Source organism: Pseudomonas sp. P7548 (assembly GCF_013386585.1).
In the GTDB taxonomy this organism is placed as follows: Bacteria; Pseudomonadota; Gammaproteobacteria; order Pseudomonadales; family Pseudomonadaceae; genus Aquipseudomonas.
On sequence record NZ_JACARO010000047.1, the window covers coordinates 139,321 to 152,284 of the forward strand.

A 12,964-nucleotide genomic window follows, 5' to 3' on the forward strand; every position below is an offset into this window, starting at 1 on the left:
TCAGTCCTTTGTCAGTCCGAGAAGCCACCTTGCAGGTGTTCGGCACGAAATTCCAGGGTTTGCGGGCGGTAACCGGGGCGCAGTGGCGGGGTGGGCAAGCAGTCTTCCCAGGTGGCGCCGGCTTGCAGCTCGCCGGGGCCGCGGTAGCGCGGGGCGGCGTAGACGTTGTCGGCCAGGTTGACGGTGTCACCCGGCGCATAGGCGGCGACGCGCCAGCGCAGTTCGGTGAGGGGCACGTCGTTACCGTTGTTGAGGGTCAGCTTGAGCGGCCGATCGGCAGGGCATTCGTCGGCCGCGTAGGTGATGCGCAGTTCCAGGCGCGCCAGTTGCGAGGCTTCACGGTTGTCCAGCCACACCACCCAGATCGCCACGAAACCCAGGCCCACGGCGGCCGCGAGGGACACCGGCAAGGCCTTGGCGGGGTAGCGCAGCAGCAGGATCAGCCAGGTGATGATCAGGAGAACGCCGAAGAACATGGAGACCACCTCGAATAGGGAACGAGCATCCTAACGTAAGCGTAGGTGGGATTGGTCAGCTTGAGATAAGTGTTGATTCGGCGGGCGCTATCGCAGGCAAGCCAGCTCCCACAGTTGACCGTGTTCCAAAGGATGTACTCGGTCAACTGTGGGAGCTGGCTTGCCTGCGATGGCGCCTTCAGCATCACTGCAAAACCCAAAGAAAAAGCCCCCGCCCAACCGGCTGCGGATAGGGGACGCAGTCGGCTGGACGGGGGCTTCTTGTACGACAGTATTACTGCGCGATGGTTTTCACCGACACGCCACGCTCAACCGGCGTCGAGCGACCGTAGATATCTTCAAAGCGCTCGATATCGTCTTCGCCCAGGTAGCTGCCCGATTGCACTTCGATGATCTCCAACGGGATCTTGCCCGGGTTGCGCAGGCGGTGCACGGAGGCAATCGGGATGTAGGTGGACTGGTTCTCGGTGAGCAGGAACACATTCTCGTCACAAGTGACTTCGGCGGTGCCGCTGACCACAATCCAGTGTTCGGCGCGGTGGTGGTGCATCTGCAACGACAGGCACGCGCCCGGCTTGACCGAGATATGCTTGACCTGGAAGCGACCGCCCATGTCCACCGAGTCGTAGGAGCCCCACGGACGGTAGACTTCGCAGTGGTTCTGGGTCTCGCTGCGGCCCTGTTCGTTGAGGGTGTTGACCATCTGCTTGACACCCTGGACCTTGTCCTTGTGGGCAATCATCATCGCGTCCTTGGTTTCCACCACCACGATGTTTTCCAGGCCGATCACCGACACCAACTTGCCGTTGCCGTGGATCATGCAGTTCTTGCTGTCCTGGATCACCACATCGCCCTTGCTCACGTTGCCGTTGGCGTCTTTATCGTTGACGGCCCACAGCGACGCCCAGCAACCCACGTCGCTCCAGCCGGCGCTCAGTGGCACCACGCAGGCGCGCTGGGTTTTTTCCATCACGGCGTAGTCGATGGAGTTGTCCGGGCAGCAGGCGAAGGTGGCTTCGTCGAAGGACACGGTGTCGGCGGTCTGCTCGCTGCGCTCCAGGGTCAGCAGGCAGGTGTCGTAGATGTCCGGATCGTGCTTTTTCAGCTCTTCGAGGAAGCGGCTGGCACGGAACAGGAACATGCCGCTGTTCCAGAAATAACCGCCGCTTTTGACGAACTCGACGGCGCGTTTTTCATTGGGTTTTTCCACGAACTGCTCGACGCGGCTCACGCCCTCGGGCAGCAGCGAATCGTTGGTGGACTTGATATAGCCGTAGCCGGTTTCCGGGCGGGTGGCCGGCACACCGAACAACACCATCTCGCCACGCTCGGCGGCCACGGTGGCCAGGGCCAGGGCGCGTTGCAGGGCTTTCTGGTCGTCGATCACGTGGTCGGCGGGCAGCACCAGCATCAGTTCGTCGCGGCCTTCATTGACCAGCATCATCGCGGTGAGGGCCACGGCCGGCGCGGTGTTGCGGCCGAACGGCTCCATCAGGATGCGCTGGCTTTCCAGCTTGCGGGCGCTCAGTTGCTCATTGACGATGAAACGGTGGTCCTTGTTGCAGACCACGATTGGCGTGTCCATGCCTTCGAACACCAGGCGCTCCAGGGTTTGCTGGAACAAGGTGTGCTCGCCGGTCAGCGCCAGGAATTGTTTAGGGAACTGTTTACGGGAAAGCGGCCAAAGACGTGAGCCGCTACCACCGGAAAGGATTACTGGGATCATGCTGTTTCTCCTTGAATCGATATGGGTCAGAGCCTGTGGGAGGGGGCTTGCTCCCGAAAGCGGCGTGTCAGTCGGCACATCTGTGGATGAACCACCGCATTCGCGAGCAAGCCCGCTCCCACAGAGGGAGCGTCAATTTCAAAAGCTAATCAGCGGGTCGACACCGGGCGTTTCACCCAGACTGGCGAGAGGCTCGAACCGGAGCCCGTCACATACAGCACCGCCGCTTCACCACGTTCCAACGCAACCGGCTTCACATCGCCGACTTTCTTGTCACCGTCATACAACGCCAGGCTCACTTTCACCGGGTTGATTTCACGTTCGCCACGGCCCTTGGCGGCCACCGACTGGACCACGTCGGTCTTGCCATCTGCCGTCTTCAAGGTCAGGGCCTTGTCGCTCAGGTTCTGCACACGCACCAGGGACTTCTGCTTGTTCTTGAACGGCGGCTCTTCGATCAGCTGGGGCTGGCCGCTGCCGCTGTTGACCAGGGTGTAGTAGTGGTCGGGGGCGAGCTTGACCGGCACGGTCTGGCTGCCCACCTTGGCGCTGTAGTCACCGCCCGGCATGAAGCTGAAGTCGCTGCTGGCCAGGGGCGCAACGTCGCTCAGGTTGGTCGCGCCGACGGTGGCGCTGACTTCCTGGTTGCTGGCGTTGTAGATCCGCACGAAGCTCGAGCCTTTTGGCGCGGTCGGGCCGTAGAGCGCGGCGTCACCGCCGGCGAAGGCGGACATCGATACGAAGCTCAAACCGGCTGCAATGGCCAGGGTTTTAGCGAGACGACGAGGAGTTGTAGTGAAAGTCATGTGAGTTACCTCTCTTTCAGTTTTGCGCCCGGTCGGGCGTCTCGGATTTTTGTGTGTTGATAGCCATGTTTTGTTGGCGCGAACCGGCTTGTTTAAGCTGCGCAACCCAGGACGGGTCGGCATCACCGATTTCGTTGTTCACGGGCAGATAACGTTCAGGAAACTCCCAGATCAGCACCTGGGGCGGGCTGTTCTTGAAGTCGTCGCTCTTGAGGTAGCTGAGCATCGGCAGGATCGGGCCGTGGCCGTCTTCGGCGTAGCTGACCACGTCGCTGTGCAGGGCTTGCTTGAGCGCACCGACAAAGTTCCAGTTGGGGTTGGCGCTGTAGCTGGTGCCGACCAGAGCCACCGGGGTTTCGCTGTCGCTGAACAGGGCATCGTCACCTTTGGTTTCGGCCAGGTGCGTGACGCGTTTTTCCAGCGGCTCCTTGGGCGGCATCAGGTTTTCGAACAGCGGGTCCAGGGGCAGGAACAGGCGCAGGTCGCCTTTGTGCGGTGCAGTGTTCTCGGCCTCGGTGACGAAGCGCTGTGGCTCGCCGCTCAGCGGGGTTTTCTCGCGAATGGTCGCTGCCAGTTGCTTGGCGGCGATCTCGGCACCGTCTGGAGTCCAGTGGGTGTCGGTGCGCAGGAACACTTGCCTGCCGCCCAGCTTGGCTTGTTGCAGCGGGCCAAGCAGGTCCGGGGCGATGATCTTGTCGGCGGCGACACGGGCGTGGAAGTCCTGGTAGAGGTTGGCGTGGATGCTCGCCGGTTTCACCTCACCCAGGTGCTCCGGGTACAGGCGCACCTTGGCCGGCACGATCGCCATCACCAGTTGGATGCCCTGGGCCTTGAGCTTCTGGCGCACGCCTTCGACCAGCGCGTAGTTGCCTTCAAGGTTCTGGTCTTCGTTGACGGCGGGGTTGAACTCCTCGTCGCTGTACAACCAGTGATCGCGGCCCAGCACCACGCCAGGGCGACCTTCATTGAACAGCTTGTAGTCCAGCGCGGCCCACAGGTTGGTGCCCAGGCGTTTGATCGGGAACTCGTCGTCGTAATGGGTCTCGACGGCTTTGGTCCAGCGACCGTTGAGCACGGTAGCGTCGGCATTGGTGCTGAAACCGAAGAAACTGCGCAGCGACCAGGCGCCCAGGGCCAGCAGCACCACCAGGAACAGGCCGATATAGAGGACGCGTAATGAACGGGTCATGGTCGGCTCCCTCAGAATTGGAAGTAAAGGAACGGCGAGAAACTCTGCGCCGACAGTTTGAGAATCGACGCCACGAACAGCAGCAGCACCGCAGCGCGCATGGCGTAGCGTGGCCAGTCAGCGGTCCAGTAGGCCGGTTGCACGGCGGCGTCCTGGCCCACGGTGAAACCGGGCTGGTGGATGCTGCCGGGGGTGTCGCCCGGGACGGCCTTGATCAGGCTCGGGTCAGCGGGCTTGGTTTTATCGGCTGGGCGGTTGGTGTAGAAGTCGCGCAGGCCGAAGAACGCCAGGGTTGCATACGCCACCACCAGGGTCGCCACTTGCAGGCCGGTGAGGCTGGCGCGGTTGAGTTCCGACAGCGACCACTCGCCAAAGCTGAACATCGCACCGTACATACGGCCGGCAACGTGCAGGTTCTCAGCGCGGAAGATCACCCAGCCCATCACCACCAGCAGGAAGGTGAAGGCCCAGCGCACGACGTTGAAGCTGCGTGGCGCGGTGTTGAGGCCGATGGCTTTTTCAATCGCCAGCCACATGCCGTGCCAGGCACCCCACACGATGTAGGTGATGTTTGCACCGTGCCACAGGCCACCGAGGAGCATGGTCAGGAACAGGTTGCGGTAGGTGATCAGCGTGCCTTTGCGGTTGCCGCCCAGGGTGATGTACAGGTAGTCACGCAGCCAGGTGGACAGGCTGATGTGCCAGCGCCGCCAGAACTCGGTGATCGACTGGCTGATGTACGGCTGCTTGAAGTTTTCCATGAAGCGGAAACCCATCATCAAGCCCAGGCCGATGGCCATGTCGCTGTAGCCGGAGAAGTCGAAGTACAGCTGCGCGGTATAGGCCAGCGCGCCGAGCCAGGCATCGCCCGTGGTGGGGTTTTGCAGGGCGAAGCAATGGTCGGCCACCACCGCGAGGGTGTCGGCGATAAAGACTTTCTTGATGAAACCCTGCATGAACCGCGTGCAGCCCTCGGAGAACTTGTCGAGGGTGTGGGTGCGGTTGTTGAACTGGTCGGCCAGGTCGCGAAAGCGCAGCACCGGGCCGGCAATCAGGTGCGGAAAGATCGCCACGAACGCCGCGAAGTCGATCAGGTTGCGGGTGGCCGGGGTATCGCCACGGTACACGTCGATGATGTAGCTGATGGACTCGAAGATGTAGAACGAGATACCAATCGGCAACAGCACGTGGGTAAGGATGAACGGCTCAAGGCCCATGGACTTCATCATCACGTTGATGCTGTCGACGCCGAAGTTGGCGTACTTGAAGTAGCCGAGGATGCACAGGTCGACGGCCACGCCGAGCAGCAGCCAGCGCTGGGCCGGCTTGGTGCGCACGCCGGCTGCACCGACTTTTAGGCCGATCCAGTAGTTCCACAGCGTCACGGCGGCGAACAGCGCCAGGAAGTCCACTCGCCACCAGGCGTAGAACACGTAGCTGGCAATCAGCAGCAGCAGGTTGCGATAGCGTTGCCCGCTCAAGTAGTACAAGCCGAGAAAGATCGGCAAGAACAGAAACAGGAACACATTGGACGAGAAAACCATCCCGATCTCTCCATGTTTAATCACAGTCAAGGGCCAGAGCCCCCCCAAACCCCCCCACGAAAATTCGGGGGAGGGCGGTACAGCATTCCAACTGTCGAAACCGGCTCCCACATTGGACCGAGTCCAACCGGGAGCCATGTAATCAGCTGCCTTTGTTGCCTTTCTCATGCGCCGGGTCGTAGACCTTGGTCAGGTCACCCCCCAGGCGGAACGTCTTGAACGGCTGCATTCCGTGCTTGCGCTCCACCACATCCGGGGCGCAGGTGTAGAGGGTGCAGAAAGGTTCGAGCCAGGCGAATTTCATGTCCTGCTTCAAGTCCTTCATGTCCTGCTCTTTGCCGTTTTTCTGCTCGAAGATGTCCGGGTCTTTGACCCCGGCCAGCACCTTGTCGCCCAGGCGCTTGAGTGCGCTGTTGTTTTCCTGACGCAAATCAACACCGTTGACCAGGGCAAAACTGGCGATCATCGACAGCGGCGGCAGGGCGTAGTTGTGGTACGACAGGGCGCGTTGCTGACGCTTCAATTCGTTGGGCAGGAAGCCTTGGTCATCGACCTGGTTCACGCCGACCTTGTATTCCTTCACCGCCCAATCAAACAGGTCGCGACGGTTGGTGGCGACGGACGTTGCCATCACCGACCATGCAGCCCAATAGGAGTGGTTGTTGGTTTTTTCCAGCGGCAGGTTGTCCCAATCGCTGACGACCTGATCGGCGAGTTTGTTGAACCACGCCTCGATTAACTGCGATTCCTGCTGGTGGTTGGCCAGCGGGTGGGAGTCGGAAAACTTCAGGCGCACATAGGCCGACGCCATGCTGCCCAGCGCCCATTTGCGCATGGACTTGCCGGTGTGGTTGAAGTCCTTGGACATCAACGCATCCGCCCGAGCCCAAGTCGCCAGCCAATTCAAGGTGCATTCCAACTGCTCCGGGCGACCGTCGCGCATGAACTGCATCACGCGCTTGCTGGTGTCTTTTTCCAGCTTGGTGATGTCGGCCGTGCTGTCGCGAAAGGCTTTTTCGGATTGCACATTCAGGGTGGCGCGGGCTTTGTCCGAGCCTTCGTACTTGCTGCGAAATTGCAGCGAACCGGTGTACGGCGCCGGCATGGCGTCGCAGTCATTCTTGAAGTCGCCGGTCTTGAACGCCTCGATCGGGGCGAAGTAGCCCTGAGGCGGGCGCAGTGGCGCGGCGGCGTTAACCGAGCCTGCGAAGATCGCAAGGCCGAGTAACGTGGGGATCAATAACTTCTGCATAGGTAACCTCATTGCCCAGTTGAAGCGGTCTGTTGACCACCGGCTGGGAATACGTTGCGTGTGCAAATTTTCGCTTCAACCTTCTGCGCGGCCTGGCCTGCTTCGGGGCCCTGGACTTCCACGGCCAGCAAGTTCTGCGAAGCCCAGTCTTCATCGGTGCGCAGTTCGAAGGCGAAACGCCCGTCTGTATCGGATGTTTCGGGTTTTTCGATCTTGAGGTCCTCGTGGCGCCCGTTCATGTACCAGAGGGTGGCTTGCAAGGTTTTCACCGACGGGTCGGCGAAGCGGATGTCTACCTGGTGGTTGGCGTTACGCAGGTCTTTGTTCGAACTGTTCACCAGCAATTCGTTCTTGCCGGGTTTCAAGGTGGTGCTGGAGGTCATCTGCGCGGTCTTGCCTTCGCAGCCGTTGTCGAGCAACGCCATCATCTGGCGGTAGATGGTTTCCTGGTCCAGGCGGTACAGCGGCGAGAATTCCCAGATGAGGATTTTCGGCGGGCTCTTCTGGAATTCATCGCTGCCCAGGTACTGGATCATCGAGCCTTCCAGGCCACCGCCCGGGAAGGCGACGTTAAGGATGTCAGCGCCGATTTCCTGTTCCAGGAAGCCCGCGAAATTGTAGTTCTTGCCGCTGTGGCTGGTGCCCACCAGGGTGATCTGCGGGTTGCCCGAATCGCCGAACAGGTCGCCGTCACCCGCTTCGCCCTTGGGCTCGGTGGTGAACTGGTCCATGTACTGGATCGCGTAGCTGGTGCCGCACAGTTGCCCGGCCATGTTGTGCAGGGTGCCGGTCTTGCCCATGCGCCCGGAGCGCTTGGTCTCGAATTCGCGCTTGGGAATGTCGGCGAACTCCGGCATGGCGCGCACTTTTTCAGCGACGATTTTCGCCGTGCGTTGGGCGCCGTACGGCGTCCAGTGTTGGTCGCCACGGAAGTAGAAATCGTGGGCCGGCAGTTCATCCGGGAGTTGCTCGTTGGTGAGCGGCGACAGGTCCGGCACCACGTAGCCCATCTTGGCGAAACGGCCGAGCATGGTCTTGTAGTTGGCCAGGGCCTTGTCGAAATCGAACTTGGCTTTTTCTTCAGGATTGAGCTTGTTGCGGTTCACCAAACCACGGGTTGGCTGGTAGACCACCACCAGTTCCACGCCCTTGGCCTTGAACGCATCGTGCAACTGTTGCATGCGCTTGTAGCCGGCCGGGCTGGTGTCGAACTCGGTGCGCAGGTCTTCCTGGGTACGGAACAACCAGTCGCCCTGGGCTTGCACCAGGGTGGTGAAGTTCTGCTGGTAGCGTGTGGTGTAGTTGCGCGCATCGTGGGCGGCCGGGCACAGGCTGCAGCAGGGTTCGGCGGTAAAGGTCGGGGCCTTTGCTTCGTCGGCGCGTACGCCCTGGCTGGCCGCCAGCAGGCCGAGGGTCAGACCCGAGAGGCTCAGCAGTTTGATCATGTGTGGGTGCATAAGGGTCATCCTCAGTCCTGCATTTCGGTCTGGCGTTCGACAGGGTCGATCAGCACGGCTTTCTGCTGGCGCACCAGCAGGTCGAGAATCTCTTCCTGGCGATCACCAAGAACGCCGGAGAAGCTGATGCCACTGGATTTGGTCGGCGCCAACATCGACACGCGGTACAGCTCGATGCTCAAGGGCGAGTCGATCGACAGTGGCCCGCTGCCGTTACCGGCCAGCTCGCCGCCCACCAGGATCAGCGAGACCTTGGCGTCGAACGGGTCGAGGGCGATGTCGCGGTCGGTGTCGGTCAAATCCTTGATGTGGCCGTAGACGCCGGTCAGGCCGTTGGCCATGGCGGTGTTCTCGTACAGCTTGATGTTCACGCTGTTACGCACGCGGATGCCGTGGCGACGGTTGCTGATCACCTTGTTGCCCCACAGCAGGTTGTCGCCGCTCTCATAGAGGGTGATGCCGTCGGTGTGGTTGCGGTAGATCTCGTTGTCGGCGATCAGGTTGTTCACGCTGTTACGGTCGATCACCAGGCCCGACAACTTGTTGTCGTAGCTGCGGTTGTTGAAGATGAAGCTGTCGTTCACTTCCCGGGAAATGATGATGCCGTGCTTCTTCTTGGTGCCGTACACGGTGTTGTCCGCGATGATCAGGCCGTGGGAGCGGTCGTGGGGGTCAATGCCGTAGACGATGTTGTCCTTGTAGGTATTGCCCTTGAGTACAAAACCGGTGGTCTCGTAGCAGTAGAAGCCGTACCACATGTCCGAGAATTCGGAATCAATAATCCAGCCGGTCGGTTCCGGGCGCTTGAGCACCTTGGCCATGTTCGGCGTGTACTGGGAAATACTCACCCCGTACGACTTACTGTTGGCGTAGCCGAAGCTGGCCATCTTGCTGTTGGCGACGTAGGTCTCGGTGCCGCCCCAGGCCAGCAGGAACGGGCGGAATTCCTTGGGCGACTTGAACAGCGCCGGGCCGTTGGCTTTTTCGCTCCAGCCGGTGATCCGGGTGTCACGCACAAACAGTTGGCCGTCGTTGATCAGGAACGAACCGGCTTCCTGGGACAGGCGCAATTCCTGGGTCTTCTTGTCGATTTCCAGGATGCCTTTGCGCCCGACCACAATCGGCAGCTTGGCCAGGAACACACCCGGCGAGGTTTCGCTGAAGTACTGCTTGGGCACCTTGCCCAGCAGGTCCTTGAGGTTCATGTAGCCGTCATCGACGAAGATCGCCTGGGGAATGCCGTGCTGGCGCACCACCCACTCGGCCATCTTGTTGTCACCACCGATAAAGTCCTTGAGGGCGTCTTCCTGCATCATGCGACGCAGGCTGATTTTGCCCGGCTTGGTCCGCACGATTTTCTTGTCCATCGCGGCGGCGGTATAGCCCGACAGGTCTGGCAGGGCCGGCTTGGTCATTTCCAGCGGCGCCGTCGGCGGGCTGGAAATGGTGTAGGTCTTGGCCTGTTGCAGCTCTTTGGCGATGGTCGGCGCCTTCACCGCCGCACCGTCGGCAAAGGCCGAAGTGCTGGCCAGCAGCATGGCTGCGACCAGCAGGCTGACCGAGCCTTTGAGGGCTTGAGGGTTCATCGCGCAGGCTCCCATCAGAATTTCCAGATCACGTCGACAAAGGCGCGATGCATGTACGAGTCCACCTGGCTGCCATAGGCGTCACCCGGTTTGAACACGCCGGCACGAAAGCGCACCAGGGCCGACGGTTCGTCGATAGACTGGCTGAGCGCGGCCGGCAGCAGGCCTTTCTTGAAGTACTTGGTGACGACCAGGTCCATCTCTTGGCCCAGGTCTTTCTTGCCGTCTTCAAGGGGCAGGGAGGTGCTGGAGAGGATCGCGCCGGTCACGTCATCGGTGTTGTTCTGCACCGCATCGATGCCGTTGCTGCCCACCGGCTTGTTGCCGTCGACGCGCCAGAACTTGTGGTACACCAGGCTGGCGTCGTAGTCCTCGCGCAGTTGCCAGGAACCGAACAGGCTCATGGACTGCATGTTGTTCATCTCGCCACGGAACGCTTCGCCGAAACGGTGCAGGCGCGATTGGGTGCCGGTCCAGTTCGAACGGTTGCTTTGCAGGCCGTTCTGTTCGTACTCGGCGCTGGCACGGGCGTAGGCCGCGCCCACTTGCCACTGCGGGTCGAGGCGCAGGCGGATACCCAGGTCGGTGGCCCAGCCGTTCACGTCATCGCTGCGCTTGGCATTCGTTGGGCGGGTGCCGTCGGCATTCAGCGCGTTGACCGTGTCACGGTTGCCCTGCATGCCGGTGACGCTGGCCCAGTAGTTGACGGTGTTGGTGTTGCGCCAGTTGTAGGCGTCGCTGTTGGCTTCGATACCGAGCCAGGTCAGGTCGCCGTTTTCGCGCTTGTCCAACGGGTCGGACGCCACGCCCGGTTCGGCGTAGTCGAGCTTGCCGTCGTCATGGGTGTGGTGACCGCGCAGGCCGATCCACTGGCCCGGCGTCCACTGGTAGGCGGCGTCGGCGTAGAAGTGTTGGCGGTCCTTGTCCTTGGGCGACAGTTCCTTGAGGTCAGTGCGGTATTCGCTGAAGCGTTCAGCGGCGCCGATATTGGCCTTGAGCAGGGTGGTGTCGAAGGTCCAGTTCAGCGCCTCGATGTTGGTGTCGCGCCATTGGCCGTCGTCATTGCGCAGGCGCTGGCGACCGAACTTGAGGATCTCGCCGGGGTAGGGCGTGAAGCCGCTGTAGCCGACCCAGAACTCGCGCAGGGCCAGGTAGTTTTTCTTGGCCTTGCGGTCATCGTTGCTCGACTGTTCCGTGGTGTCATCGGCCGACTGTTGCAGGGTGTCGGTCTCGATGATGTCGCTGGACGTCACGGCCTGGCCCATGGCGTAGGCACTCCACGCGCCGCTTTCGCCGTAGATCCACGGGCGCAGGTCGAGGCCGATGCCGTTGACGTCGCCGCCTTTCTGGGTGCCGAGGTCGCGGTCATCTTCGGACTGCGCGGTGGCTTTGACTTCCAGGCCGAAGTTCTTGGCTTCGGTGAGCGCAGCCAGGGTCGGGCACGACCACAACAGGGCGAAGGTCAGGCCGATACCGGCCTTGACGAATGGATTGAGCTTCATAGGGATTCCTCGCCGTCTTCTTCATCCAGGGCGTGCAATTGCAGCGTGCTCTGGGCCAGGGTGCCGCGGGCGGCCAGCTCTTGTTGCACCAGGCGTTGGCCCTGGGTGCGTTGCTCCGGGGTCAGCGGGGCTTCAAGCTGAGTGGCCAAGTCGTTGGCCTCTGGCGTGTCCTGGGCTTTAGCCAACTGGCTGAAGACATAGGCGTTCAACGGGTCGGGCTTGGTGCCCTTGCCTTGGGAAAACAATTGAGCGATGGCGAAGTCGGCGCTGTTCTGGCCGTTGCGCGCAGCGGTCAGCAAGTGGTCCAGGGCTTTTTGCGGGTAGACCTTGCCCAGGTAGCCACGGCGGTAGATCTGGCCGAGGTAGTAATCGGCCGCCACTTCCTTGCCCACAGCTTTTTCGAAGTGTGCTTCGGCGGCCTTGGCATCGGCCGGCACCCACTTGCCTTCGTAGTAGAGCTTGCCCAGCAACAGCTCGGCGCGCGGTTGGTCGGCGGCGCGGCCGTTGTCCAGGTACTTCATCATCTGGTCGACGTCGCCGAGTTCCGGGAAGTCGTAAAGCAGTTGTGCCAGGCTGGCCCAGGACGCTGGGTAGCCAGGGGCGATTTTTTCCAGCAGGGCTTGGGCGGTTTTCTCGTCCGGCTTGCCCAGGGTGGCATCGCCGAGGACGCGAGCGACGCTGTCGACCCGTTGCGCGGTGACGGTGCCACGGCTGTAGCCGGCTTCCATTTGCTTGAGCAGCTCGGCCTGTTTTTCGGGTTCGGCTTTTTTCTGGTAGACCGTGGCCAGCTCGACGTAGCAGATATCGGTGGTGTTCAACGCGGCCTTGCAGATGCGCTCCACATCATCCAGGTGCTGGTCGTAGGTGCCCTGGGTGCGATACAGCAGCACCTGGGCCAGACCGGCTTCCGGATAACCCGCCGCTTGCCACTTGCTGATCTGCTGCTGGGCGTTCACGTTCGGGAAACTATGAGGGTATTGCAGGTACAGCATCGCCAGCGGGATCAGGGTGTTGCCTTCGCCATTGGCAAAGGCTTTTTTCAGCAGGCCTTCGGCTTCGTGCTGCTCGGCTTCGGTCGCGCCGGGCTTGGCCACCAGCAGGCGACCGAGGCGAGCCTGGGCGCGCGGCGACGTGTCAGCGGCGGCGCGGTAGGTGGCTTCGGCCTGACGGATCTGCTCGGGGTCACGGGTGGTCACCTGGATATCGGCCAGGCCCACTTGGGCCTCGCTGTAACCCAGGTCGGCCAGTTGCTGGTAATTCTGCTGGGCGGTGACGGTGTCGCCGCGCTTGAGCGCTTCATTGGCCAGGCGCTGGTCGGGCAGGCCGGCGCAACCGGCCAGAGAGACCGCTAATGCCAATGTGCACAGAGATCCAATGTGGGAGCGGGCTTGCTCGCGAAGAGGGAGTGTCAGTTGATGCATGTGTT

At 61.6% G+C, this 12,964-nt stretch carries 10 protein-coding genes; all 10 read right to left on the minus strand.

Annotated features, from left to right (window positions below; all coding sequences use genetic code 11):
* Positions 1-11: 11 nt before the first annotated feature.
* Positions 12-476 carry a multidrug transporter gene (locus HX803_RS19970; protein ID WP_178922808.1) on the minus strand — a complete coding sequence of 155 codons (465 nt, stop codon included), beginning with the start codon at positions 474-476 and terminating at the stop codon, positions 12-14.
* A gap of 274 nt (positions 477-750) precedes the next feature.
* Positions 751-2,202: a mannose-1-phosphate guanylyltransferase/mannose-6-phosphate isomerase gene (locus HX803_RS19975; protein ID WP_176995007.1), complete on the minus strand. Its 1,452-nt coding sequence runs from the start codon at positions 2,200-2,202 to the stop codon at positions 751-753.
* A gap of 149 nt (positions 2,203-2,351) precedes the next feature.
* On the minus strand, positions 2,352-3,008 hold the full coding sequence (locus HX803_RS19980; RefSeq protein ID WP_178922810.1) for an alginate O-acetyltransferase AlgF: 657 nt from the start codon (positions 3,006-3,008) through the stop codon (positions 2,352-2,354).
* A gap of 16 nt (positions 3,009-3,024) precedes the next feature.
* Complete coding sequence (locus HX803_RS19985) at positions 3,025-4,197, minus strand: alginate O-acetyltransferase (protein ID WP_178922811.1); 1,173 nt, start codon at positions 4,195-4,197, stop codon at positions 3,025-3,027.
* A gap of 11 nt (positions 4,198-4,208) precedes the next feature.
* Positions 4,209-5,741 carry an MBOAT family protein gene (locus HX803_RS19990; RefSeq protein WP_178922812.1) on the minus strand — a complete coding sequence of 511 codons (1,533 nt, stop codon included), beginning with the start codon at positions 5,739-5,741 and terminating at the stop codon, positions 4,209-4,211.
* A gap of 142 nt (positions 5,742-5,883) precedes the next feature.
* Entirely contained in the window at positions 5,884-6,993 is a 1,110-nt protein-coding gene (locus HX803_RS19995) for a mannuronate-specific alginate lyase (protein WP_176995003.1), read from the minus strand.
* 8 nt (positions 6,994-7,001) lie between these two features.
* Complete coding sequence (locus HX803_RS20000; RefSeq protein WP_178922972.1) at positions 7,002-8,450, minus strand: alginate O-acetyltransferase; 1,449 nt, start codon at positions 8,448-8,450, stop codon at positions 7,002-7,004.
* 11 nt (positions 8,451-8,461) lie between these two features.
* The gene (gene algG, locus HX803_RS20005; protein ID WP_178922813.1) at positions 8,462-10,051 is read right to left on the minus strand and encodes a mannuronan 5-epimerase AlgG; all 1,590 of its coding nucleotides are present in this window, start codon (positions 10,049-10,051) and stop codon (positions 8,462-8,464) included.
* A complete protein-coding gene (locus HX803_RS20010) occupies positions 10,051-11,538 on the minus strand; it encodes an alginate export family protein (protein ID WP_176995001.1) in 1,488 nt (495 codons plus the stop codon). The genes algG and HX803_RS20010 overlap by 1 nt, the downstream gene beginning before the upstream one ends.
* The gene (gene algK, locus HX803_RS20015; RefSeq protein ID WP_372339929.1) at positions 11,535-12,959 is read right to left on the minus strand and encodes an alginate biosynthesis TPR repeat lipoprotein AlgK; all 1,425 of its coding nucleotides are present in this window, start codon (positions 12,957-12,959) and stop codon (positions 11,535-11,537) included. Before algK ends, HX803_RS20010 begins: the two co-directional genes overlap by 4 nt.
* Positions 12,960-12,964 lie beyond the last annotated feature (5 nt).

Excerpts from the sequence above, each read along its gene's own strand:
- HX803_RS20010 (WP_176995001.1), bottom strand. The coding sequence starts at position 11,538 with ATGAAGCTCAATCCATTCGTCAAGGCCGGTATCGGCCTGACCTTCGCC.
- HX803_RS20000 (WP_178922972.1), bottom strand. The coding sequence starts at position 8,450 with ATGCACCCACACATGATCAAACTGCTGAGCCTCTCGGGTCTGACCCTC.
- algK (WP_372339929.1), bottom strand. The coding sequence starts at position 12,959 with ATGCATCAACTGACACTCCCTCTTCGCGAGCAAGCCCGCTCCCACATT.
- HX803_RS19995 (WP_176995003.1), bottom strand. The coding sequence starts at position 6,993 with ATGCAGAAGTTATTGATCCCCACGTTACTCGGCCTTGCGATCTTCGCA.
- HX803_RS19980 (WP_178922810.1), bottom strand. The coding sequence starts at position 3,008 with ATGACTTTCACTACAACTCCTCGTCGTCTCGCTAAAACCCTGGCCATT.
- algG (WP_178922813.1), bottom strand. The coding sequence starts at position 10,051 with ATGGGAGCCTGCGCGATGAACCCTCAAGCCCTCAAAGGCTCGGTCAGC.
- HX803_RS19985 (WP_178922811.1), bottom strand. The coding sequence starts at position 4,197 with ATGACCCGTTCATTACGCGTCCTCTATATCGGCCTGTTCCTGGTGGTG.
- HX803_RS19975 (WP_176995007.1), bottom strand. The coding sequence starts at position 2,202 with ATGATCCCAGTAATCCTTTCCGGTGGTAGCGGCTCACGTCTTTGGCCG.
- HX803_RS19990 (WP_178922812.1), bottom strand. The coding sequence starts at position 5,741 with ATGGTTTTCTCGTCCAATGTGTTCCTGTTTCTGTTCTTGCCGATCTTT.
- HX803_RS19970 (WP_178922808.1), bottom strand. The coding sequence starts at position 476 with ATGTTCTTCGGCGTTCTCCTGATCATCACCTGGCTGATCCTGCTGCTG.